The sequence below is a fragment of the Microbispora sp. CA-102843 genome, assembly GCF_050936215.1.
Lineage (GTDB): Bacteria > Actinomycetota > Actinomycetes > Streptosporangiales > Streptosporangiaceae > Microbispora.
Map to the genome: position 1 here is coordinate 1,738,588 of NZ_JBNJNF010000001.1, position 21,932 is coordinate 1,760,519.

The window sequence follows — 21,932 nt, forward strand, 5'->3', positions numbered from 1 at the left end:
GGGGAAACCGCAGTGAACAAGATCGGGCTTGGGGTCGCCGCGACCTTCACCGCCGAGCCGCTGGGGGACGCCCTGCGGTTCTGGCTCGCCGAACTGGACGTCGAGGGCGACGTCGCCTTCGCCCCGTATGACCAGGTCTTCCCCTCGCTCCTCGACTCGCGCAGCGTGCTCGGCCGGGCCGGCGCCGCCGTCGTGCTGGTGCGGGCCGAGGATCTGGTCACCGAGGAGGACGGGCTCGACGAGGTGGAGGCCGTGGCCACCGACCTCGCCGCCGCGCTGCGGACCTCGGCGCGCGCGTCCGGCACGCCCCACGTGATCGTCGTCTGTCCCCCCTCGCCCGAGCACGGCTCGTCCGAGGCCCACGAGCGCCTCGCGTCCAGGCTGGCCCAGGCGTTCGAGGGCGACCGGGCCGTCTCCGTGCTCACTTCCGCCGAGCCGTACGAGCCGGCGCCGGAGGCCGTCCACGACGCCTTCGCCGACCGGACCGGCAACGTCCCCTACACCGACCGCTACTTCGCCGCGCTGGCCGCCGCGGCCGCCCGCCGCCTGCACGCCATGACCACCCCGCGTCCCAAGGTCGTCGTCGTGGACTGCGACGGCACGCTCTGGGACGGCGTGGTCGGCGAGGACGGCCCCGACGGCGTGGTCATCGGCCCGGAGCGGATGGAGATCTGGCGGGAGCTGGCCCGCCAGGTCGCCGCGGGCAGGCTGCTGTGCCTGTGCAGCAAGAACGAGGAGAAGGACGTCCGCGAGGTGTTCGTCCGGCATCCGGAGCTGCCGGTCGGCCTGGACGACGTCGCCGCGATGCGCGTGGGGTGGGAGGCCAAGTCGCAGGCGCTGCGATCCCTCGCCGCCGAGCTCGACCTCGGGCTCGACTCCTTTCTGTTCCTCGACGACAGCCCGGTCGAGTGCGCCGAGGTCCGGGCCGGCTGCCCCGAGGTGCTGACCCTCCAGCTCCCGGCCGGCGCCGCGGAGGCGGCGGACTTCCTCCGGCACTGCTGGCCCCTCGACCTGGCCGCGGTCACCGAGGCCGACCGCGAGCGCACCCGGCGCTACCAGGAGGAACGGCGGCGGGAACAGGTCAGGGGCGAGATGTCCCTCGCCGACTTCTTCGCCACGCTCGACCTGCGGGTGACCATCGTCCCGGCCGGTCCCGAGCACGAGGCCCGGGCCGCTCAGCTCGCCGAGCGGACCAACCAGTTCAACCTCTCGGGGGCGCGTCGCCTGGACGGCGACGAGAAGTTCGTCGTGGACGTGCGGGACCGTTTCGGGGACTACGGCATCGTCGGCCTCACCGACGTAAGCACGGAGGGGGACACGCTGCGCGTCGGCGCGTTCCTGCTCAGCTGCCGGGCGCTCGGGCGCGGGGTGGAGCACGGCATGCTCGCGCACCTGGGGGCGCTCGCGCGGGAGCGCGGGCTGGCCCGGGTGGCCCTGGCCTTCCGGGCGGCCGAGCGCAACCAGCCGGCCAGGGACTTCCTCGCCGCTCTGCCGGCGACGGTCGAGCCGTACGGCGAGGAGGCGGCCTGGCACGTCCTCGACGCGGGCGACGCGGCGGCCGTCGTCCACTCGCCGGGCCCTGCTGAGGAGAGGGCAGCGGGGCCCGTCCGGACCGCCGAACCAGCCGCTCCCGCCGGCTGGGCGGCCGTCGAACGGATCGCGACCCGGCTGACCGGCGCCGACGCGATCCTCGACGCCATGCGGGCCGCCCGCCCCGTGACGGAGGTGGCCGGAGCGAGCCCCGTCGAGGCGACCGTCATGCGGTTGTGGGCCGAGCTGCTCGACGTGGCGCCGACCTCGGTGAGCGACCGCTTCTTCGAGCTGGGCGGCCACTCGCTGCGGCTGGTGCAGTTCATGGCGCGGGTCCGTGCCGAGTTCGGCGTCGAGCTGCCCTTCGACACGCTCTACACCACCTCGTTCACCGTCGCCGAGGTCGCCAAGGCGATCGAGGAGCGGCAGTTCGCCGACACCGACGACGAGGAGCTGGCCGGGCTGCTCGACGAGCTCGCGGGCCTGTCGGACGAGGAGATCGACGCCCTGCTCGACCCCGGGAACGGCTGATCCGCATGGCCACGATGCTGCTGAGCACCCACGGCACCAACGGCGACGTGCTCCCGTTCGTACGGATCGGGCGCGAGCTGGCGGAGCGCGGCCACGACGTCGTCGTGATGACGCACTCCTGGTTCGCCGACCGGATCGCGGCCGCCGGCCTGCGGCATGTGCCGATCGACACGGCGGAGGGCTACGACCGGCACCTGGACGACGCCCGGCGCTACATGCTCGATCCCCTGAAAGACCCCGACGGCGTGCTCGCGCTCTACCGGCGCAACGGCCTGTTCGAGCTGCTCGCCGACGAGGTCCGCATGATCGAGGCGCATTACCGGCCGGGGGAGACCGTGGTGGTCGCCCGGCACACCTCGGGCGTCGCCGCGCTGATGGCCGCCGAGCTTCGCGGGGTTCCGGTGGCGCTGGTGTCCGTCACGCCGCACCAGTACGTCTCGTTGCCGGTGCTCGGGAACCTCTTCCGGCGCGTGCTCGGGCAGGGGTACGACGACGTCTTCAAGGCGTTCGGCCTGCGCCCGGTCCGCGACTGGGTCGCCTATCTGACGAGTGCCAAGACGCAGCTCGCGCTGTGGCCGGAATGGTTCGACGCCGCGGGCCAGCCGGCGCCGGAGCACGTCGTGCGCTGTGGTTTCGTGCTCGGCGACACGGCGGAGGGGCCGGCCCCGGACTGGGCCGAGCCGCCCGTGCTGATCACCGGTGGCACCGGGCAGGTGCTGCACCAGCGGTTCTACGACGTGGCGGCGCGGGCGTGCCGGCGGATCGGGAGGCGGGCCCTGCTGGTGAACCGGCACCCGTCGTTCCTTCCCGAGTCACTGCCCGACGGGGTGGAGTGGGTGCCCTCGGCGCCGTTCGCCACGGTCATGCCCCATGTCGCCGCGGTCGTCCATCACGGGGGGATCGGCACACTCGCCCGGGCGCTGTCGTCGGCGACCCCGCAGGTGCTGCTCGCGCACGGTGTGGACCGCCCGGACAACGCCGAGCGGCTGGACCGCGCGGGGGTGGCGACCTGGCTGCCGGTGTCGCACTGGACCGAGGACCGGGCGGCCGACCATCTGTCCCGGGCCCTGGAGGACGGCGGATACCGGGAGCGGATCGCGCCGCTCGCGGCCGACGCCGCGTCGGAGGACTCCGTGCGTGTCGTGGCCGAGCACGTCGAGGCGCTTATCGGCGCCGACGCGGTCATGACACGGCCCGATCTGCGCGAGCGGCTGGCGCGTCTCACCCCGGAGCAGCGCACGCGCCTGGCCGCCATGGCGCGCGCCCGCCGGAGCGTGTGAAGGGGGGCCTCCCGGGTACGCCGAGGTGCCGTACACCGACGGAGGGGGACCCATGGGCGGCACGGTGGCGCCGATCTCGCGCTTCGACTACGACAAGGTGGCGATCGTCACCGGGGGCGACTCGGGGATCGGGCGGGCGACCGCGGTGACGCTCGCCGCCCAGGGCTTCGACGTCGGCGTCACCTATCACCAGGACGAGGAGGGCGCGCGGGAGACAGCGGAGCAGGTCGAGGTGCGGGGGCGCCGCGCCGCCGTGCGGCAGCACGACCTGACCGACCCGGTGGCGGCAGCGGCAGTGATCGACGAGCTCGCCGACGAGCTGGGCGGCCTCGGCGTGCTGGTGAACAACGCCGGCACCGGCACGGCCGAGCCGTTGCTGGAGATCGGCTACGACCGGTGGCGGTCGGTCCTCGCGGTCGACCTCGACGGGCCTTTCCTGTGCTCGCAGCGGGCCGCCCGCCGGATGATCGAACGCGGCGCAGGGGGCCGGATCGTCAACGTGACCAGCGTCCACGAGGAGTACCCCCGCCTCGGGGCCGGGCCGTACTGCGCCGCCAAGGGAGGCCTGCGGATGCTCAGCCGCACGCTCGCGATGGAGCTGGCCAGGCACGGCATCACGGTCAACACCGTGGCCCCCGGGGAGATCGCGACTCCCATGACCGGGCAGGAGGACCAGCCGCCCCAGCCGGACACCCGGCCCGGCTACCCGCTCGGCCGTCCCGGCGACGCTCGCGAGGTCGCCGCGGTGATCGCCTTCCTGGCCGGGCCGACCGCGTCGTACGTCACCGGCGCGTCGCTGTTCGTGGACGGCGGGCTCGGCCTGATGGGCCCGCAGGCCGCCGGCGACATCGGCAAGGACGTCTGGGCCTCCGCCTGACCCGTCACGCGCCGGGGAGTGACGCCCAGACCGCGCTCGGCCGTCCCGACGCCCGCACCGCGGCGCTGCGGGCCGTGGTCGCCGACCTGCTCGACACCGTCCCCGGCGCGACATACGTGCTGAAGCAGATCTCCGGTGCCGGCCGGCTGCGCGGCCGCGTGGCGCCCGATCTCGTGCTCGACGACGGCACCCGCCTGCCGGATCACTGCCGCGCCGCCCGCTTCCTGCTCGTCACGCGTGACCCGGGGCTCGCCGCGCTCGCCGAGGGCTTCGCCGGCCGTCTCACCGTGCTCCCCGGCCCGCAGGCCATGCTCGTCCGGCCGGACGGGTACGTCGCGTGGGCCGGCGCCTCCGGCGGATCCGTTCACGCCCTGGCTCGGGCTGAGGGGGCTCGGGCTGAGAGGGCTTGGTGGCTGACGGGGCCTTGTCGCGCGACCCGGGCGTGGGTGACGATGGCGCCTGAAGACGCGGAGAGTGAGGGCGCCGTGACCAATCCATGGCTCGCGCTTGAGTCCGGGGCCGACGCGGCGGAGCGTACCGGTGAGCTGCGCCGCGCCCATGAGCGCTTCCTGTCGGCCGGGGCGATCGACGGCCCGATCGACGGACCGGTGCGCTCCGTGGTGGCCGAGTCGTGGCGGCGCTCGGCACGGGCGGTCGATCCGGACGCGCTCGCGCCGCTGGAGCTCACCGACACCGAGCTTGAGGAGTATCGCAAGGCGCACCCGCTGGCCCAGGTCCTGCCGCTGTTCCGCGACCTGCTCGGCGGCATCGCCGACGACGGACGGCACCTGCTCGCGGTGTGCGACGCGGCAGGCCGGCTGCTGTGGGTCGAGGGCCACCGCGGGGCGCGGGCGCGGGCCGAGCGGATGAACTTCGTCGCCGGAGCCCGGTGGGACGAGTCCCACGCCGGCACCAACGCCCCGGGCCTCGCGATCACGGTCGACCATCCGGTGCAGATCTTCGCGGCCGAGCACTTCGCCGTACCGGTGCAGCCGTGGACCTGCGCGGCCGCGCCGATCCACGACCCGCACACCGGTCGCGTGCTCGGCGCGGTCGACGTCACCGGCGGCGACAACCTGGCCAGCCCCTACAGCCTGGCCCTCGTGCAGGCGGCGGCCCGGGCCGCCGAGGCCCACCTTGCTTCCAACCACTGGGCCATGCTCCCGGCTCCGGACCTGGCGGCCGCCGTGACGCTCACGGCCCTGGGCCGGGACGACGCCGTGCTCACCGAGGGCCCGCGCCGCATCAGGCTCGGCCCCCGGCACAGCGAGATCGTCGTGCTGCTGGCCTGCCACCCCGAGGGCCTGAGCAGCGACCAGTTGAGCGCGGAGCTGTACGGCGACCGCATGCTGAACCCCGTCACGCTCCGCGCGGAGCTGTCCCGGCTGCGCCACCGGCTCGGCCCGCTGCTCGACTCCCGGCCTTACCGGCTGCGGGTGCCGGTGCGGGCCGACTTCCAGGCGCTCGCCGAGCACCTGGCCGCCGCGGCCGCCGACGCCGCGCTGCGGGCCTACCGGGGGCCGCTCCTGCCCGGCTCGGACGCGCCGGGCGTCGTCTGGCAGCGCCGCCTGCTGGACGACGGCGTACGCGACCTGCTGGTGGCCCGGCGCGACCCCGCGCTGCTCGAACGGTGGACGCGCGCGCCGTGGGGGAGGGACGACATCGTCGCCTGGCAGGCGCTCCTGGCCGCGCTGCCCGCCGGATCCCCGGCCCGGGCGCGGGCCGCCCGCCGGGTGCGCGACCTCGACGCGGAGTACGGCCTGCCGCTCAGGTGAGGTTCTTGAGCCAGCTGAGGGCGACCGCCGCCGCCAGGCGGGGCGGCACGGTGCCCGCGCCGAGTCCCACGTCCACGAGCAGGTCGAACACCTCGGTGCGGCGGGCGGCGACGGCGATCGCCGCGTCGATGAAGCCGGGGGAGCGGGCGGCAAGGGCGAGCGCGTCGGTGGTGCGCAGGTGCCGCCCGAGCGCCCGGCGCAGCCCGCGCCGGTAGGCCCGCAGCGGGTCGCCGGGCGAACCGATCGCGGCCTCGGCGGCGAGCCGCCCCGACAGCAGCGCGTAGTAGATGCCCTCGCCGGTCAGCGGATTGACGAGACTCGCCGCGTCGCCCGCCAGCAGCACCCGGCCCGCCCCCGGCACCGGCCGTCCGCTCGACAGCGGCAGATGATGGGCGCGCAGGTCGCGGACGGGCGACCTGATCTCACCCAGCAGCGGCAGGAGCCGGGCCAGCCGCCCGTGCAGGATCTCGCGCCCGGGCCGGCCTGTTCCTGTCAGCGCGGTCTCCTTCAGCATCGGCAGCAGCAGGCCGTAGCCGACGTTGGCCGTGCCGTCGCCCACCGGGAACGACCAGGCGTAGGCCGGCCAGCCCTCACTCCGCATGACGATGACCTGCTCGTCGTCGTCCGGCGGCACGTCGGCGTACCCGCGCACCGCGATGGCGGTGTGCCGGTCCGGGCTCGGCGGGACGCCGATCAGCCGCCGTACGGCCGAGTTGGCGCCGTCGGCGGCGACGACCGTCCGGGCGACCAGGTGGCCGTCGAGCACGACGTGCTCGCCGAGGGTGGTCAGCGTACGCACCCGGTGGCGGCGGACCTCCACACCGCGCGCCCGGGCCGCCTCGACCAGCCGCGCGTCGAAGACCCGGCGGGGGACCACGTGGTTGGGCCGCGCGACGACGGCCGAGACGCGGACCCCGCCGGGCGACGTCACCGACAGGCGAGGCGTCGGCCGGTGGTCGTCGAGCAGGCCGGGCAGCCCGAGCCGCGCGAGCTCCTGCCGTGCGTGCGCGGCGATGCCGTCGCCGCAGGCCTTGTCGCGCGGGAATGCCGCCCGGTCGAGCAGCAGCACCCGGCGGCCGGGGTCGAGCTGCCTGGCCCGCAGCGCGGCGGCCGAGCCCGCCGGTCCGGCGCCGACCACCACCAGGTCCCAGACGTCGTCCACATTTACAGACCGTACGTGGAGAAGAGGTTGGTGGTGGGCCACGACTTCACCGAGTTCGCGGCGGTGTGGAGTTGGGAGTCGATGTCCCCGTAGTTCAGCCCCGTGGCGTCGTCGCGCTGGTCGAACAGCACCACCCAGCTCAGCCCGTCGTAGCGCCGGACCATGAGCGTGGAGGTGCCGGACAGCGACCCCGTGTGCCAGGTGTTGCGGCCCCCGGTGACCGGGCGGACCTGCCAGCCGAGGCCGTAGTACCAGCCGTCGGAGTTGATCCCGATCGACGGCTTGGCGAACGCATTGGAGATCGACGCCGAGGTCAGCACGCCGGCCGCGTCGAAGAGGGTGGTGAACTTGGCCAGGTCGACGGCCGTGGCGAGCCAGCCGCCGTGGGCGGCCATGTTCTCGAGGTTGAACCCGCCGTAAGGGAAGGGCACCACGGAGTTCGAGGTGTCGATCACGCTCTTGCCGGTGTACTGCGAGAAGTACGGCGCCTCGCCCGACTTGCGGAGACTCTTCGCGGTCCTGCCGAGCACCATCCGCTTGATCTTGAGAGGCGTCAGCACCTTGCTCTGGACATAGCTCGCGTACGAGACGCCGCTCGCCTTCTCGATGATCTTCTGCAGGAGGAGGTATCCGTAGTTCGAGTACGCGTACGCCGTCCCGGGGGCGCGGTCGAGCTTGCGGCCCGTGGCGTACGTGATGATGTGCGCCTGGGTGACCGGCAGCGGGACGCCGAGCGCGGCCGCGATCGCCCTGTCGCTGAACATCGGATCGCCCGACACGCCGAGGTCCCAGCCGCCCAGGTGCTGCAGCAGGTGGGTCACGGTGACGGCGGCGAGCCGCGGATCGGCGGTCGTGCTCAGCCCCAGCAGCGGCGCGACCTTGGCCGAGAGGCTGAGCTTGCCGTCCTGTGCCAGCTTCAGCACCGCGGCGGCGGTCACCGGCTTGCTCAGGCTCGCGATGCGGAACAGCGAGGTGGGCCCGGCCGTGAACGAGGTGTCCGCCGTCCAGTTGTAGCCCCGGGCGAGCACGAGCATGCCCTTGCGGACCACGGCAAGGGACGCGTGCGGGATCGTCCGCGCCTGCATGAAGCGCTTCAGCGTGTCGTCGAAGGGCTTCAGCGACGTCGCGCTGCGGCCGGTGACGCTCCACGCGCGGGCCGCCGCGCTCGCCGGGGACGCGGGCAGTCCGGCGGCCAGCCCCGCCGTGGCGCCGCCCGCGAGCAGGCGCAGGGCGTTCCTGCGGGAGACGGAAAACGTTTCCGAAGTCATGACGCGTGATCTTAGGGGAGATTTGACCGTTCATGACCGCGGCTCTGACCATGCCGCGCGGAGGCTGTGTTTCGGAACGACGCCTCGGAGCGACGTCCCGGAACGACGTCCGGAACGACGCCTGGAACACGGACGCAACGTGTCGGCAACGTGCCCGCGACTAACGTCCGGGGCGTCAGACCCACACCCTGTCCGGGAGGTCCATCTCATGACCCGTTACGCCGCGCCGGGACAGCCGGACGCCCTCATGGCGTACGAGCAGCGTTACGACCACTGGATCGGCGGCGAGTACGTCCCGCCGCAGCGGGGGCAGTACTTCGAGAACCCCACGCCGGTGACCGGTCAGACCTTCACCGAGATCGCGCGCGGCACGGCCGAGGACGTCGAGCGCGCGCTGGACGCCGCGCACGGCGCCGCCCCCGCCTGGGGGCGTACGTCCACCACTGAGCGGGCGAACATCCTCAACCGGATCGCCGACCGCATGGAGCAGAACCTGGAGCGGCTCGCGGTCGCCGAGACCTGGGAGAACGGCAAGCCGATCCGCGAGACGCTGGCCGCCGACATCCCGCTGGCCATCGACCACTTCCGCTACTTCGCGGGGGCGATCAGGGCCCAGGAGGGCAGCCTGTCGGAGATCGACGCGGACACCGTCGCCTACCACTTCCATGAGCCGCTCGGCGTCGTCGCGCAGATCATTCCGTGGAACTTCCCGATCCTGATGGCCACCTGGAAGCTCGCGCCCGCGCTGGCCGCCGGCAACGCCGTGGTCCTGAAGCCGGCCGAGCAGACCCCGGCGTCGATCCATTACTGGATGAGCCTGGTGGCCGACCTCCTCCCGCCGGGCGTACTCAACATCGTCAACGGGTTCGGCGTCGAGGCGGGCAAGCCGCTGGCCTCCAGCGCACGGGTCGCGAAGGTGGCGTTCACCGGGGAGACCACCACCGGGCGGCTGATCATGCAGTACGCCAGCGAGAACATCAAGCCGGTCACGCTGGAGCTCGGCGGCAAGAGCCCCAACCTCTTCTTCGACGACGTGTCCTCCGCCGACGACGAGTTCTTCGACAAGGCGCTGGAGGGCTTCACGATGTTCGCGCTCAACCAGGGGGAGGTGTGCACCTGTCCCTCCCGGGCGCTCATCCAGCAGGGCCACTACCAGCGGTTCCTGGAGGCCGCGGTCGAGCGTACGGAGAAGATCGTCCGCGGCCACCCGCTGGACCAGGCCACCATGGTCGGCGCCCAGGCGTCCAACGACCAGCTGGAGAAGATCCTTTCGTACCTCGACATCGGCCGGCAGGAGGGCGCCAAGGTGCTCACCGGCGGGCACCGCGCCGACCTCGGCGGCGAGCTGTCGGGTGGCTACTACGTCGAGCCGACCATCTTCGAGGGCGCCAACCACATGCGGGTGTTCCAGGAGGAGATCTTCGGGCCGGTCGTCTCGGTGGCCTCGTTCACCGACTTCGACGACGCCATCAAGATCGCCAATGACACGTTGTACGGCCTCGGGGCGGGCGTGTGGACCCGTGACGTCAACAAGGCGTACCGGGCCGGCCGGGCCATCCAGGCCGGGCGGGTCTGGACGAACTGCTACCACGCCTATCCCGCCCACGCCGCCTTCGGCGGCTACAAGCAGTCGGGCATCGGCAGGGAGACGCACAAGATGATGCTCGACCACTACCAGCAGACCAAGAACCTGCTGGTCAGCTACTCACCCTCGAAGCTCGGCTTCTTCTGATGTCTGAAGTGTCCCGCGTGGACCTCACCCCCGCGGCCGCCGACCTCATCCGGCGGCTGCGGGCGGCCCACGGCCCGCTGATGTTCCACCAGTCCGGCGGTTGCTGCGACGGCAGCGCCCCGATGTGCTACCTGGAGGGCGAGTTCCGCACCGGCTCCTCTGACGTGCTGCTCGCCTCGCTGACCGTCGAGGGCGTCGACGAGCCGGTCACGTTCTGGATGTCGACAAGCCAGTTCGAGCGCTGGCGGCACACCCACCTGACCGTGGACGTCGTCCCCGGCCGGGGCAGCGGCTTCTCCCTGGAGGCGCCCGAGGGGGTGCGTTTCCTGATCCGTTCCCGCCTGCTCACCGACGCCGAACGCACCGCCCTCGACAGCTGACCGGCCCTATGAAGAGGGATCCTCCCAGGATCGGTCGCCTCTGTCACTCATTGACGTGACAATGTCACGGTAAGTAATGTCCCCCCTGTAGTGGTGCAAGGTGGCGGACGGACCGGGAGGGGTACGGTGAGCATGCGGCTGATCCGGGGAGGAGCGCTGATCGGCATGCCCGTCGACTCGCCGAATCCTCTGGCAGGGGCCGTGCTGTCCATACTCGTGGCAGCGCGGGAGCTGAGCCTGTCAGTGACCGAGGCTCACCTGGTGGGGCTCCTTTATCTCACCGACGTCGCCGCCGTCGAGGCGGGGCATCCGCCGATCACCGGGGCCACTTGGCGCCTCGGACGCCGCGGCCCCTATGATCCCGCCCTTACGCGGGCACAGGACTACGTGGTGGAAAGCGAGCTCGTGGAGCGCGCCGACGACGAATCCGCGGACGCGGAGGCGGGCGTGTTGTCCTTGACCATCAACGTGGACGATCCTCTGGACCCTGACGCCATGAGATTCGTCCGTACGGTCGTGGCCTCGCACGGGGGAAAAGACGCAGCCGTGCTTCGGACCGTGGTGGACGCCACCGTGCCCGTCGTCGAGGCGCAGGCGGGCGGAGAGTCCGGCATCCTGCTCGACCTCAGCCGGGCACGGCGGCGCAGGCAGGCCGCGGCGCTGCTCACGCGAGCGAGGGCGAGACGTGCGTCGATGGCTCACGAGCGCGACGACGCCGGTGTCGGTGCGGTCCTCAAGGAGGAGTTCCTGCAGGCGCGAGACGCTCTGCGTCGCGCTAACGCGAAGGCCTTGGACGACCGGTGAAGTCGTCCATTCGCAAGGGCGGCGTCTACTACGTCTCCGACAGATCGCTCACGATGCCGCCCAACGACCAGCGCAACCTTCACGCCCGCCGGCCGGTCGTCGTCCTGAGCGGTGACGCGAAGAACCAGCAGCCGGACTGGGACTTGATCTACGTTGCACGGCGAGAGGAGGCCGCGGCGGGTGGCCGCGGCCTCTGGGACTTCACAGGGACGTGCCGGTGCCTGTGCGCCTGGAACTAGATCTTGCCGGTGCCCGCGTTGGCGAGGACGTTCGCCTTCACGCCGCTGGGGTTGTCCACCGTGTACGAGTACGGGATGGAGGCGACGCTGCCGGAGGTCTGCGGCGTGCCCGAGTTCACGAAGTAGTTGTTGCGGGCGACGATCGACCCGCCCGGCGACGAGCCTTCGGCGGTGTGGGTGGGCTCGGCGATGTTCTCGAAGTAGTTGCCCTCGACGAGCACCCCGGCGCCGCAGGTGGAGGCGATGCCGTAGCTGTAGTCGGTGTAGGACGGGTCCTTGTAGTAGTAGTTGTTGAACACGTGGACCGGGTTGCCGAAGCGCACCCGGGGGTTGCGCTGGGCGCAGGTCTGGAACGCGTTGTGGTGGTACGTCACGCGCAGGTGCCCGGTGTCCTCGGAGCTGTTGCCGTCGCTGTGGCCGACGAGCGAGCACTTGACGTGGTCGTGCAGCTTGTTCCAGGAGACGGTGACGTAGTCGGAGCCGTGCGTGATGTCGAGCAGGCCGTCGTAGTAGTCCGTGCCGTGGCTGGTGTCGCTCGACAGGTCGTTGTGGTCGAGCCACACGCGCTTGGCGTTGTCGAGGTGGATCGCGTCGCCGTTGCCGTTGCCGGCCCGGACCTTCGAGATCTTCATGTTGCGCACGATGACGTTGGCGACGTCACGGATGTTCAGGCCGCAGCCGGTCAGCCCGGAGTTCGCGCCGACGCCGACGATGGTGGTGTTGCCGCCCACCCGTACGTCCTCGGAGCAGGTGAAGTTGCCGTTCACCTGGACGATCTTCGCGGCGTCGTCCTTCACGGCGGTGGTGAGCGCGGTCAGGGAGGTGACCGTCGTCGTGGCGCCGCCCGCGCCGCCGCTCGTGCCGCCGCCCTGGGTCGCCCAGCCGATCAGCCCGGTGGTGGGCGGGGTGGTCGGGCCGCCCGTGGGCGTGGTGCTCGGCGTGGGCGTCGGGCTCTTCGTCGGCGTGACGGTGGGGGTCGACGACGGCTGGGAACCGGCCGGCTGGAGGGTCCACTGCTTGGTGGCCACCGAGTCGCAGGAGTTCTGCTGCGCCAGCGCGCCCGAGGAGGTGGAGTTGTCCTGGGTGTTCAGGCACTTGTCGCTGTTGGCGTTGACCACTTGGTAGTTCGATCCCGAGGCGGTGAGCTCCCAGGTCTGCGAGGACGCTCCGGTGCAGGACTCCTGCTGGACGGCCTTGCCCGCGGAGGTGGAGGCCCCGGCGACTCCGGCGCACTTGCCGCTGTTGCCCGCGGCCAGGCGGAAGCCGCTGCCCTGGGCCGACAGGTTCCAGGTCTGGTTGCTCGCGCCGTTGCAGCCGGAGACCGTGAGTTGCACGCCGTCCGAACCGCTGCTGCCGGGAACGGTGAGGCACAGGCCGCTGGCGCCGTTCACGATCCGGTAGGCGCCCGCGCTCGGCGCCGCGTTGGAGACGCCGGCGAAGACGCCGCCGACCAGGGCGGCGACCCCGACGACGGTGCCGATCACCCCGACTCCGGTTCTGGTTCTGGTTCTCAAAGCCGAGCTCCTTGCATGTCGTGCAGGACCCCTGACCGAGGGGGTTACTCCTGGTCCCGCTAGGGGAGTGTTCATGAATGCGAACAGCATTCATGAGGAGGAACAACACGCATCAAATTACGGACCTGTTAAGCGCCGGTCAACGGATTCGTCCGCGTGAGTTCCGGCCCGCCCCTCGCTCATCCCGGCTGGGCAGGTGGAGGCGGACGGCGCGGTTTTGAGATCATGGTGAAACGTTCACGCCGGATGGTCGGGGAAGGATGGCGGATGAGCGAGAAACCGGGGTTGGGGGCGCCGTTCAGCGCGTGGCTGCGGTCGCGGAGCGAGCCCGACTGGACCGCTGTGGTCATGCACCCCTTCGCGGCTGCGATCCATAGCGGCACCGCCGACATGCGGCGCTACCTGGAGCAGGACTTCCAGTTCGTGGACGCTTTCACGGCGCTGCTCGGCGCCGCGGTCGCCGCGGCCGACACCTTCGAGTCGCGGGTTGCCGTGGGCCGCTTCCTCGGGCAGACCGTCGCCGACACCGAGCGGGGCTACTTCCACCGCGCGCTCGCCGCGCTCGGCGGCGAGCAGGCTCCGCCCACGCTGGAGCCGGTGACGATCGAGTTCCGGGCCCTGATGGACGAGGTGCGCCTCAGCCAGGACTATCCGCTGATCCTCGCCGTGCTGTGCGTGGCCGAGTGGACCTACCTCGGCTGGGCCTCGCGGACCATCGGGTCCGCCGAGAGTTTCGTCCACCGGGAGTGGATCGACCTGCACAGCGGGCCGGAGTTCGAGGCGTGGGTTGGCTTCCTGCGTCGTGAGCTCGACCGGCTCGGCCCCGGCCTCGACGAGAACGGCCGGGCCCGGGTGCTCGACGTCTTCCGCCGGGCGACCACCCTGGAGCGCCGCTTCTTCGACATGGCGCTCGGCTAGACACACAGGGCGGCGAGGCGGCGCAGACACAATCGCAGGAAGATCGCGCTCACCGGCCCGGCGACCCGCCAGCCGATCCGCCCGGCCAGGCCGAGGGGCACGTGGAGATGCTCCTCCCAGATGATCCTGCTTCCGCCGCAGGGACGGGGCAGCACGTGGAACCGCCCGACGCCGCGCACCACACGGCCGGTGTGGCGGACCTCCACCTCGTGTGGCGGACGCCAGCCGGTGACGTCCATCGTGTCCACGAACGACAGCGGGCCGACCCCGGTGGCCGCCGCGAGCCTGCTGCCCCTGCTGTGGCCGTCACCGGCGACCACCCAGGCCCGGGTCAGCAGCATCCACTCGTGGTGCCGGGGCCAGTCGGTCAGCACGGCGAAGACCCGCTCCGGGCTCGCCTGCGCGTCCACCGTCACCGAGAGGCTCTCCACCCCGTGGGTCCTACCCAGGAAAGCGTCCTACTCCAGGAAGCGGATGTCGCGTGCGGAGGCGTCCCCTGCCGCGAACTCCAGCAGGCGCTCCCCCTCGGCCGCCAGCGCGTCGCGGGTCGCGGCGCCGAGCGGCTCGAACGGCTCGATCTCCAGGACCGCCGTCTCCCCGGCTCGCTCGACCCGCCCCCGCTGGATCCGCCACAACCCCGCGACGAAACCGTCGACCAGGATCGTCGCGCGGATGATCCCGTTGACCGTGAAGACCCGCCAGCGGTACTCCTCGGCCATCACCCGCGTCCGGTCCGCGTGCGAGAGCAGCAGGTTGTCGAACTCGCCCAGGAACCGCACCGGCGCCTCGGCGTCCGGGCCGGGCAGCGTCGCCTCGGGCAGGTCGAACAGCTCCACCCCGTTCTCGTCCCGGTGTGTGACCAGGTCGAGGCCCTTCACCACCGAGCGCAGCCCGGTCAGGCCCGACCAGGTCTGCATGTCCTTCACCGACGCCGGCCCGAAGGCACGCAGATAACGCAGCACCATGTCGCCGGCGGCCGAGCCGTCGCCCAGCGGGCGGCCCAGCCACGACTCGGCGTGGACGTGCCGCGCCTGGCCTGAGGCGCCCCACACGCCGCGCGGCGGGACCTGCACCAGCGGCATGACCGCGCGTACGGCCTGGGCCAGCCCGTCGCGGCCCGGCCACCGCTGCCCGAGCAGCTCCTCCAGCTCCGCGAAGCTCAGCGGCCGCTCCTCCATCAGGGCGCGGGCGACGCTCGCCAGCTCGTCGAGATCCACCCCGCCCAGCCGCCTGCCGTACGACGCGCGCAGCAACCGGTCGAGGAGCGGCTGCATGACCGGGCGCAGGGCGAGGCAGTCGTCGGCGCTGACGAGGTGGATGGTGCCGCGCATCAGCGCGATCCGTACGGCCGTGCGGTCGGTGAGCAGCCCGGCCAGGTCCTCGTGCCGGAAGTCCGGCAGGCGGGTCCACAGGCCGACGTAGGCTGAGAGAGGAGCCTGTGACTGCATGCCCACCAGGTGCTCGATCGCGGCCAGAGCCTTGACGTCGTGGCGGCGCAGCAGCATCTGGCGGTCGAGCAGGGCGCGGTTGAGCATACGTCGGGTCAGCACGCCGCAAACATAACGCCCGGCACCGACAGAACCGGGGGTGCCGCTGATGATCACCATTGACGTCCCGCTGTGGGCCGCCCGGCTGCGCGCGCTGCGCCGCGGTCGGCTGTGGAGCCGTCGTGACCTGGGAGAACGACTGACCGAAGCCGCGGGGGAGGCCGAGCCCGGTCTGCCGACGGACGCGGTCCGCGCGTGGGAGGCGGGGGAGCGGCGGCCGGAAGCCGGCGACGCGGAGCTGCTGTGCCGGGTGTTCGGCATGGACGAGGCGGACCTGTTCGTCGGCGCGTCCTCCGGCACCACCCGGTGGCATCACCTGACCGGCATTCCGCTGATGCCGGGCCTGTTCCCCGAAGAGGAGGAGGAACGGGTCGGCCGGGCCGTCGAGCGTCCTTGGCGCGCCGACCCCGGCACGGCCGGCTACTTCGAGCGGGTGCTCGACGCCTGCGCCGTGCCGCACGCGCGGCCCGCCGATCTCGTGGCGGCGCTGCGGCCCGTCTTCGCGGGCATCGAGACGTTCCGCCGCGACGCCCGGCCGTCCGTGCGGAGGCCGCTGCTCGCGCTCGCCGCCCGGGACGCGGAGCTGATCAGCGGGATGGAGCACGAGGCGGGCGACGCGCCGGGGGCGCGGGCCTGGTCCGACCGGGCGATCCGCGAGGCGCGTGAGGCCGGCGACCCCCTCACCGAGGTCTTCGCGCTGGTCCAGCGGGCCGAGCTGGTCGACGCCGCCGAGCCGGGCGAGATCGTCCAGGCGGCCGTGGCCGCCCGCGAGCGTACGGGCGTCCCCGCCGAGGTCGAGACGCTGTCGCGGCGGCACGAGGCCCGGGCGCACGCGCTGGCGGGCGAGGCGGAGCTGTGCCACCGCTGCCTGGAGGAGTCGGAACAGGCCCCCGGCCGGGAGACGACCGGCGAGACGCGGGCGGAGCTGTGCGCGGGCTGCCTGGTCGACCTCGGCCGGCCGGGCGGCGCCATCGAGATCCTGGAGGGCGAGCCGGCCCCGGCCGCGCCCGTCTACATCGCGGCGTACGCGCTGGCCCGCAAGGCGCACGCGTACGCGGACGCGCACGAGCGGGACCAGGCGGCCGACCTCGCCCGGCGGGCGCTTCCACTGGCCCGCCGCGCCGGGGCCGCCCGCGCACTGCGCGAGCTGGGCCGGGTCCACCTGCCGCCGCCCGCCGCCACGCGCAAGCGGGTGCTCGCGTAACGACGCGACGCTGTTAGGTTGTGGGCGTTTCGCGTTATTCCTCCTGAAGGGGCGCCCATGCCGGCCGGATCGTCGCTGCCGCCTTCCCTGCTCCGGGCGCTGGCCCGGCCGGTTCCGCCGGGGAGCCTGTCCGACGTCGAGCATGTCGTCTTCGTCATGCTGGAGAACCGCTCGTTCGACCACTACTTCGGCCGGATGCGCGGGGTGCGGGGGTTCGGCGACCGCAACGCCGTGTCCACCCGGGCCTGGCGGCCGGTCTTCGAGCAGGACGGCGTGCTGCCCTTCTCCGTACGGGAGGCGGCCGAGCGGGCGGGGGCGGACCCGATGCTGCTCGACACGCACGACCACACCTGGCTCGGCACCCAGAACGCCTGGGCCATGGGCTGGAACGACGCCTGGGTGCCCAGCAAGGGGCCCGGCTCGATGGCCTTCTACGACCGGCGCGACCTGCCCTTCCACTACGAGCTCGCCGACACGTTCACGATCTGCGACGCCTATCACTGCTCGCTGCTGACCTCGACGACGCCCAACCGCAACTACCACATCTCGGGTTACACGGGCTACGAGCCGGGCACCCGGCAGCGCGCGCTGGACAACGTCGCGTCCGAGGGGGCGGAGGGGCATCCGGGCTACGACTGGGTCACCGTTCCCGAGCTGCTGACGCGGGCCGGGCACACCTGGCAGGTGTACCAGGAGTGGGACAACTACGAGTGCAACAACCTGGAGTTCTTCCGGCCGTTCATGGCGGTCATCGACCGGATCGGGCTGGGGAGCATGCGCTCCTTCTACGAGAAGGTCCGGGCGGCGGAGGACCCGGCGCCGTTGCTGGCGGAGCTGGCGGAGCGGGTGGCCGCCCTGGAGCCGGCCGACCGCGACGTCTACGACCGGGCGCTGCGCCGCGCCCCCGCGGGCGGCCTGGCGGAGTGGTTCGCCGCCGACGTGGCCGCCGGGCGCCTGCCCGCGGTGTCGTACGTCGTGCCCTCGCTGGCAGACTCCGAGCACCCCGAGGGCTCGTCGGCCGTGGAGGGCGGGCAGATCGTCTACCGGCTGCTCGACGCGCTGGGGTCGCACCCCGAGGTCTGGGCGCGGACCGCCCTGTTCGTCACCTACGACGAGAACGACGGCTTCTTCGACCACGTTCCGCCGCCGGTCCCGCCCGACGGCACCCCGGAGGAGTTCGTCGGCGGGCGGCCGATGGGCCTCGGCGTCCGCGTACCCATGATCGTCGTGTCGCCGTGGAGCGTGGGCGGCCACGTCTGCTCCGAGACGCTCGACCACACCTCGACCGTACGGTTCCTGGAGCGGCGGTTCGGGATCACGGCGCCCATCGGCGAATGGCGGCGCCGGGTGGCGGGCGACCTCACCTCCGCCTTCGACTTCGCCGCCCCCATGTCCCCGCCTCCCGTGACGGCCGTCGCCGAGCCCCGGCCGGTTCCCGCCGGTGACCGGTGGTATCCGCAGGTGCCCGCCGAGCAGCGGATGCCGGTGCAGGAACCGGGGGTCAAGCCCGCCCGCGCGCTGCCCTACCAGCCGGACGCCGAGGCGGTCGTGCGCGGACGGTCCGTGGAGATCGCGATGCGCAACTCCGGCGCGGCCTCCGCCCACTTCATCCTGTACGGATACCTGGGCGAGCTCGCCAAGCCGATGCACTTCGACGTGCTCGGCACGGCGGAGGAGGTGCTCTACTTCCCCTGCCCGTCGTACGACCTGGTGCTCGTCGGGCCGAACGGGTTCCGCCGGGAGTTCCGCGGCGGGACGGCCGACCCGGTGGAGGTGACCGGCGCGATCGACGCCGCCGCCCGCGCCGTCGTGATCGCCGTGGCGAACCCGACCGCCTTCCCGGCCGAGGTGTCGGTCACCCCGCTCGCCTACGGCGGCGCGGCGCGTACGGTCCGGATCGCGCCGGGAGACACCGCCCGCGTCGAGTGGCACGCGCCCACCGGGTGGTACGACCTGATGATCGGGGTGGCGGGGCACGACGGGTTCGCCCGGCGGCTGACGGGACACATCGAGAACGGCCGCCCGAGCGTCACGGGGTGACGCCCGGGCGGGGCAGCTCAGGCACAGGTCAGGTGCGGACGAGCGGCGTGTCCACGAGGTGCTCGGCGAGGAACCACGCCTGCATCTCGCCCGTACGGATGACCTCGGAGACGAGCAGGTCGTTGGTGCCGTCGTCGCCCATCTCGGCCGCCCGTGAGGCGGCGTCGTGCGCGGCGACCAGGATCGTCTCGTGCGCCTCCAGGAGCCGGGAGAGCATGGCGGGCACCTCCTCCACGCCGTCCGGCGGCCGCGGGATCACGGTCATCTCCGCCACCTGGCGCGGATCCCCGACGGCGACGCCGCCGAGGGTCTGGATGCGTTCCGCGACCGCGTCGATGATCGGCAACTGCTCGCTGGAGTGCTTGTCGAGAAGCAGGTGAAGCTGGTAGAAGGTCGGCCCCCGCATGAGCCAGTGGTGCTTCTTGTACAGGCTGTAGAGGATCTGCGTGTCGGCCAGGACCTGGTTGAGCCGCTGACAGGAGTATTCCCGCGTCTCCCTCGGCAGCCCGACAGGGAAGTCCCGCACGGTCCCGAACGCCTGTATCTCAGTCCCTCGCTGGTGGAGCCAGGGCTGGCTGCTCTCGCGGACTCTGGAGGAAGGGTTGACGCTCAAGATGTCTCTCCTCACTCGATCGGTTTATGCCCAATAGGTAGTCTTTCGCCAGTCATGACCTCTAAACACCTTCCTGGGGCTTTTGTCGCTGGGTGCCTCCGGTGGGCCATGATCCACGGCCGGTCGGAGACGATCTCGGACGGCGCGCGGCGCGTCGCCGTGATCGGAAAGGCGTAGCGCCGGAATTCATTCCATTGATTGGTCAAATATTTCCCACATGCTAGGTTCGGAGGTATTGCGACAAGGAAATACGAATGAATTCATTTGATAGGAGAATCATGGAGTCGCTGGTCGTCGAGCGGGTGGAGACGTTCGTCGTCGAATTGCCCTCCATCAGATCGTTCAGCATTTCCGGGGGGAGCGTCACGACGGCGGGAAAGCCCGCCGAACGTGTTCTCGTCAAGGTGACGGCCGGTGGCGTGACCGGCTGGGGTGAGGCGACGCCGACTCCCTCATGGACGTACGAGACCGTGGAGTCGATCTCGACGACCATTCACCGCTACCTCGCTCCGGTGTTGATCGGACGGCCGGCGTGGGATCTGGACGGCGCCTGCGCGGCCTACGAGAAGGTGATCAACCGCGGCCTGACCATCGGCTCTCCCATCGCCAAGTCGGCGCTCGACATCGCCCTGCACGACCTGCTCGGCCGGGCCCTCGGGGTCCCTGTCGGCATGCTGTGGGGCCAGCGCCGCCTCGACCGGATCCGGCTCGGCTGGATCGTGGCCGGGCAGACCCCCGACGAGGTACGCAAGGCGGTCGAGGAGGGGCGGGCCGAGGGCTATCGCGCGTACAAGGTGAAGGTGGGCCTGCACGACGAGGCGACGGACGCCTCGGTCGTGGCGGCGGTCAGGGAAGCGGCGCCGGACGCGCCCATCTGGGTGGACGCCAACCAGGCCTACACCGTGGACGCCGCGCTGCGCATGGCGCGCCGGCTCGCGGAATTCGACGTGTCGGCGTTCGAGCAGCCGCTGCCCGCCAACGACGTCACCGGGCTGCGCAGGCTGCGCGACCACAGCCCGCTGCCGGTGGCGCTGGACGAGAGCCTGCGCCACCCCTCCGACCTGGCCACGTTCGTGAAGCTCGACGCGGTGGACATCGCCATCGCCAAGGTCCAGCGCTCGGGCGGGCTGACGCTCTCGCGGCGGCTGTGCCAGTTCGCCGAGGACGCGGGGCTGCGCATCATGGGGTCGGGACTGACCGACACCGATCTCGGTTTCGCCGCCTCGCTGCACCTGTTCGCCGCGTTCGGCGTCGACACCCCCGTCGATCTGAACGGACGGCAGTTCGTACGCTCGGCCTACGTCGGGGGGAGCACGGTGGAGGTCGCCGACGGCACCGCTCTGGTGCCGGCGGGTCCTGGTCTCGGCGTCGAGGTGGACGAGGACGCGGTGCGCGCCCTCGCCTCGGCGCACTGGAGCGTCTGACGGCGGCTCCGGCCGGTCGCGGCCCGGGGCGGGACGACCTCCCGCCCTGGGCCGCCGATCTGGGCCGCCGGTCCGGGCGCCCGGCTCAGCGCAGCCAGTCGTCCAGGTTGGCGGCGACGAAGTCGTCGTCCACCAGCCAGGGATAGGCGGCGCGCACCCGCGCGATCTCCTCGGCCTGCCCCGGGGACAGTCCCTCGCCGGGATCGAGGCACCACGTGCCGGCCAGGAGGCCCTGCCCGCGCAGCACCTCGTGGACCCCGGCGATGCAGCCCTTGAAGCCGCCCGCCACGTCGAAGACGGCGCCGTTGGCGTCGGTGAGGTCGGCGGCGCGACCCAGCAGGGAGCGCAGGACCTCGTCGTTCCCGGCCCACGCGCGCCGCACCTCCTCGAACATGAGCACGGCCGCGCGGGTCCACACCGCCCACTGCCCGAGCAGCCCGCCGACGACGCGGCGGCCCGCGATCGGCGTGAGCAGGTCGGCCAGGATGTTGTCGTCGTTGCCGGTGTAGAGCGCGATGTCGCCGGTCCGCCCTGACGCGGCGACGGCCCGGACCACGTCGACCGTACGGTAGCGGTCGAAGGGCGCCATCTTGATCGCCACCAGGGACTCCTGCTCACTGAGCGAGCGCCAGAAGGACGGGCTCAGCCTGTGGCCGCCCACCGCCTCCTGAAGGTAGAAGCCGATGACGGGCAGCACCTCGCCGACGGCCCTGGCCCGCTCCAGCAGTTCCGGCTCGCCCGCGCCCGCAACCCTCGGCGACAGCAGCACGGCGTGGTAGCCCAGCGAGGCCGCCAGCTCCGCCTCGGCGACGGCCTGCGCGGTGTCGCCGCACGCCCCGGCGACCAGGACGAACGGCCGGTCGGCCTCCTTCGCCACCACCTCGGCGGAGATCTCCAGCACCGGCCGGAGCAGCCCCGCCTCGCGGATCTCGAACTGCGTCGTGTGCACGGCGACGGCCGTCCCGCCCGCCCCGGAGGCGAGGTAGTAGCGGGTGAGCGCCCGCTGGCGGCGCTCGTCCAGCGTGCGCCCGGCGGTCAGCGCGAGCGGGTGGGCGGGGATGACCGTTCCCGTCCTGAGCAGGTCGAGCGACATC

General features: G+C 72.3%; 19 protein-coding genes. 12 read left to right on the plus strand and 7 right to left on the minus strand.

Translation table 11 applies throughout. The features are described 5' to 3' along the window. The first annotated feature begins 12 nt into the window (after positions 1 to 12). The 4 genes from ACQEVJ_RS08120 (at position 13) to ACQEVJ_RS08135 (ending at position 5,993) form a co-directional block, all read left to right on the plus strand. Positions 13 to 2,061: an HAD-IIIC family phosphatase gene (locus ACQEVJ_RS08120; protein ID WP_433098754.1), complete on the plus strand. Its 2,049-nt coding sequence runs from the start codon at positions 13 to 15 to the stop codon at positions 2,059 to 2,061. Positions 2,062 to 2,066: 5 nt separating this feature from the next. Beyond that, positions 2,067 to 3,341: a glycosyltransferase gene (locus tag ACQEVJ_RS08125; protein ID WP_433098756.1), complete on the plus strand. Its 1,275-nt coding sequence runs from the start codon at positions 2,067 to 2,069 to the stop codon at positions 3,339 to 3,341. A gap of 52 nt (positions 3,342 to 3,393) precedes the next feature. After that, positions 3,394 to 4,218 (plus strand): SDR family oxidoreductase, encoded by an 825-nt coding sequence (locus tag ACQEVJ_RS08130; protein ID WP_433098758.1) that lies wholly within the window; start codon positions 3,394 to 3,396, stop codon positions 4,216 to 4,218. A gap of 74 nt (positions 4,219 to 4,292) precedes the next feature. Next, positions 4,293 to 5,993, plus strand: a complete 1,701-nt coding sequence (locus ACQEVJ_RS08135) for a GAF domain-containing protein (RefSeq protein WP_433098760.1) — start codon at positions 4,293 to 4,295, stop codon at positions 5,991 to 5,993. Here ACQEVJ_RS08135 and ACQEVJ_RS08140 read toward each other — a convergent pair. Together ACQEVJ_RS08140 and ACQEVJ_RS08145 are read right to left on the minus strand one after the other, a co-directional pair. Next, positions 5,986 to 7,155, minus strand: coding sequence for an NAD(P)/FAD-dependent oxidoreductase (locus tag ACQEVJ_RS08140; RefSeq protein WP_433098762.1), 1,170 nt, complete (start codon positions 7,153 to 7,155; stop codon positions 5,986 to 5,988). The genes ACQEVJ_RS08135 and ACQEVJ_RS08140 overlap by 8 nt on opposite strands. A 2-nt stretch (positions 7,156 to 7,157) precedes the next feature. After that, positions 7,158 to 8,423, minus strand: coding sequence for a serine hydrolase domain-containing protein (locus ACQEVJ_RS08145; protein WP_433098764.1), 1,266 nt, complete (start codon positions 8,421 to 8,423; stop codon positions 7,158 to 7,160). A 208-nt stretch (positions 8,424 to 8,631) separates the two neighbouring features. Here ACQEVJ_RS08145 and adh point away from each other — a divergent pair, with 208 nt between their 5' ends. From adh to ACQEVJ_RS08165, 4 genes are all read left to right on the plus strand, one after another. After that, the gene (gene adh / locus ACQEVJ_RS08150; RefSeq protein ID WP_433098766.1) at positions 8,632 to 10,155 is read left to right on the plus strand and encodes an aldehyde dehydrogenase; all 1,524 of its coding nucleotides are present in this window, start codon (positions 8,632 to 8,634) and stop codon (positions 10,153 to 10,155) included. Then, positions 10,155 to 10,535, plus strand: coding sequence for a DUF779 domain-containing protein (locus ACQEVJ_RS08155; protein ID WP_433098767.1), 381 nt, complete (start codon positions 10,155 to 10,157; stop codon positions 10,533 to 10,535). The genes adh and ACQEVJ_RS08155 overlap by 1 nt, the downstream gene beginning before the upstream one ends. A 126-nt stretch (positions 10,536 to 10,661) precedes the next feature. Further along, positions 10,662 to 11,339: a hypothetical protein gene (locus ACQEVJ_RS08160; protein WP_433098768.1), complete on the plus strand. Its 678-nt coding sequence runs from the start codon at positions 10,662 to 10,664 to the stop codon at positions 11,337 to 11,339. Next, a complete protein-coding gene (locus tag ACQEVJ_RS08165) occupies positions 11,336 to 11,578 on the plus strand; it encodes a hypothetical protein (protein WP_433098770.1) in 243 nt (80 codons plus the stop codon). Before ACQEVJ_RS08160 ends, ACQEVJ_RS08165 begins: the two co-directional genes overlap by 4 nt. Here ACQEVJ_RS08165 and ACQEVJ_RS08170 read toward each other — a convergent pair. Continuing rightward, positions 11,575 to 13,092, minus strand: a complete 1,518-nt coding sequence (locus tag ACQEVJ_RS08170) for an RICIN domain-containing protein (protein WP_433098772.1) — start codon at positions 13,090 to 13,092, stop codon at positions 11,575 to 11,577. The two genes, ACQEVJ_RS08165 and ACQEVJ_RS08170, sit on opposite strands and share 4 nt — an antisense overlap. A gap of 267 nt (positions 13,093 to 13,359) precedes the next feature. On the opposite strand from ACQEVJ_RS08170, the gene ACQEVJ_RS08175 reads away from it, so the two are divergent. Continuing rightward, on the plus strand, positions 13,360 to 14,010 hold the full coding sequence (locus ACQEVJ_RS08175) for a TenA family protein (RefSeq protein WP_433098774.1): 651 nt from the start codon (positions 13,360 to 13,362) through the stop codon (positions 14,008 to 14,010). Here ACQEVJ_RS08175 and ACQEVJ_RS08180 read toward each other — a convergent pair. Next, entirely contained in the window at positions 14,007 to 14,441 is a 435-nt protein-coding gene (locus ACQEVJ_RS08180; RefSeq protein WP_433098776.1) for an SRPBCC family protein, read from the minus strand. The two genes, ACQEVJ_RS08175 and ACQEVJ_RS08180, sit on opposite strands and share 4 nt — an antisense overlap. Positions 14,442 to 14,468: 27 nt before the next feature. Beyond that, positions 14,469 to 15,560 (minus strand): winged helix DNA-binding domain-containing protein, encoded by a 1,092-nt coding sequence (locus tag ACQEVJ_RS08185; protein WP_433098778.1) that lies wholly within the window; start codon positions 15,558 to 15,560, stop codon positions 14,469 to 14,471. Between the two features lie 46 nt (positions 15,561 to 15,606). Between ACQEVJ_RS08185 and ACQEVJ_RS08190 the strand changes: the two genes are divergently transcribed. Next, the gene (locus ACQEVJ_RS08190) at positions 15,607 to 16,761 is read left to right on the plus strand and encodes a hypothetical protein (protein WP_433098780.1); all 1,155 of its coding nucleotides are present in this window, start codon (positions 15,607 to 15,609) and stop codon (positions 16,759 to 16,761) included. 57 nt (positions 16,762 to 16,818) lie between these two features. After that, positions 16,819 to 18,801 (plus strand): phosphocholine-specific phospholipase C, encoded by a 1,983-nt coding sequence (locus ACQEVJ_RS08195; protein WP_433098782.1) that lies wholly within the window; start codon positions 16,819 to 16,821, stop codon positions 18,799 to 18,801. Between the two features lie 28 nt (positions 18,802 to 18,829). Here the strand turns inward: ACQEVJ_RS08195 and ACQEVJ_RS08200 are convergent, their stop codons facing one another. Beyond that, positions 18,830 to 19,414, minus strand: coding sequence for a Dps family protein (locus ACQEVJ_RS08200; protein WP_433098784.1), 585 nt, complete (start codon positions 19,412 to 19,414; stop codon positions 18,830 to 18,832). 278 nt (positions 19,415 to 19,692) lie between these two features. Between ACQEVJ_RS08200 and ACQEVJ_RS08205 the strand changes: the two genes are divergently transcribed. Beyond that, complete coding sequence (locus ACQEVJ_RS08205) at positions 19,693 to 20,838, plus strand: mandelate racemase/muconate lactonizing enzyme family protein (protein WP_433098786.1); 1,146 nt, start codon at positions 19,693 to 19,695, stop codon at positions 20,836 to 20,838. A gap of 85 nt (positions 20,839 to 20,923) precedes the next feature. Here ACQEVJ_RS08205 and ACQEVJ_RS08210 read toward each other — a convergent pair whose 3' ends face one another. Then, complete coding sequence (locus ACQEVJ_RS08210; RefSeq protein ID WP_433098788.1) at positions 20,924 to 21,931, minus strand: dihydrodipicolinate synthase family protein; 1,008 nt, start codon at positions 21,929 to 21,931, stop codon at positions 20,924 to 20,926. Between the last annotated feature and the right edge of the window lies 1 nt (position 21,932).

Coding starts and splice junctions, on each gene's coding strand:
- ACQEVJ_RS08125 (WP_433098756.1), top strand. CDS start 2,067: ATGGCCACGATGCTGCTGAGCACCCACGGCACCAACGGCGACGTGCTC.
- ACQEVJ_RS08130 (WP_433098758.1), top strand. CDS start 3,394: ATGGGCGGCACGGTGGCGCCGATCTCGCGCTTCGACTACGACAAGGTG.
- ACQEVJ_RS08145 (WP_433098764.1), bottom strand. CDS start 8,423: ATGACTTCGGAAACGTTTTCCGTCTCCCGCAGGAACGCCCTGCGCCTG.
- adh (WP_433098766.1), top strand. CDS start 8,632: ATGACCCGTTACGCCGCGCCGGGACAGCCGGACGCCCTCATGGCGTAC.
- ACQEVJ_RS08155 (WP_433098767.1), top strand. CDS start 10,155: ATGTCTGAAGTGTCCCGCGTGGACCTCACCCCCGCGGCCGCCGACCTC.
- ACQEVJ_RS08175 (WP_433098774.1), top strand. CDS start 13,360: ATGAGCGAGAAACCGGGGTTGGGGGCGCCGTTCAGCGCGTGGCTGCGG.
- ACQEVJ_RS08190 (WP_433098780.1), top strand. CDS start 15,607: ATGATCACCATTGACGTCCCGCTGTGGGCCGCCCGGCTGCGCGCGCTG.
- ACQEVJ_RS08195 (WP_433098782.1), top strand. CDS start 16,819: ATGCCGGCCGGATCGTCGCTGCCGCCTTCCCTGCTCCGGGCGCTGGCC.
- ACQEVJ_RS08205 (WP_433098786.1), top strand. CDS start 19,693: ATGGAGTCGCTGGTCGTCGAGCGGGTGGAGACGTTCGTCGTCGAATTG.
- ACQEVJ_RS08210 (WP_433098788.1), bottom strand. CDS start 21,931: ATGTCGCTCGACCTGCTCAGGACGGGAACGGTCATCCCCGCCCACCCG.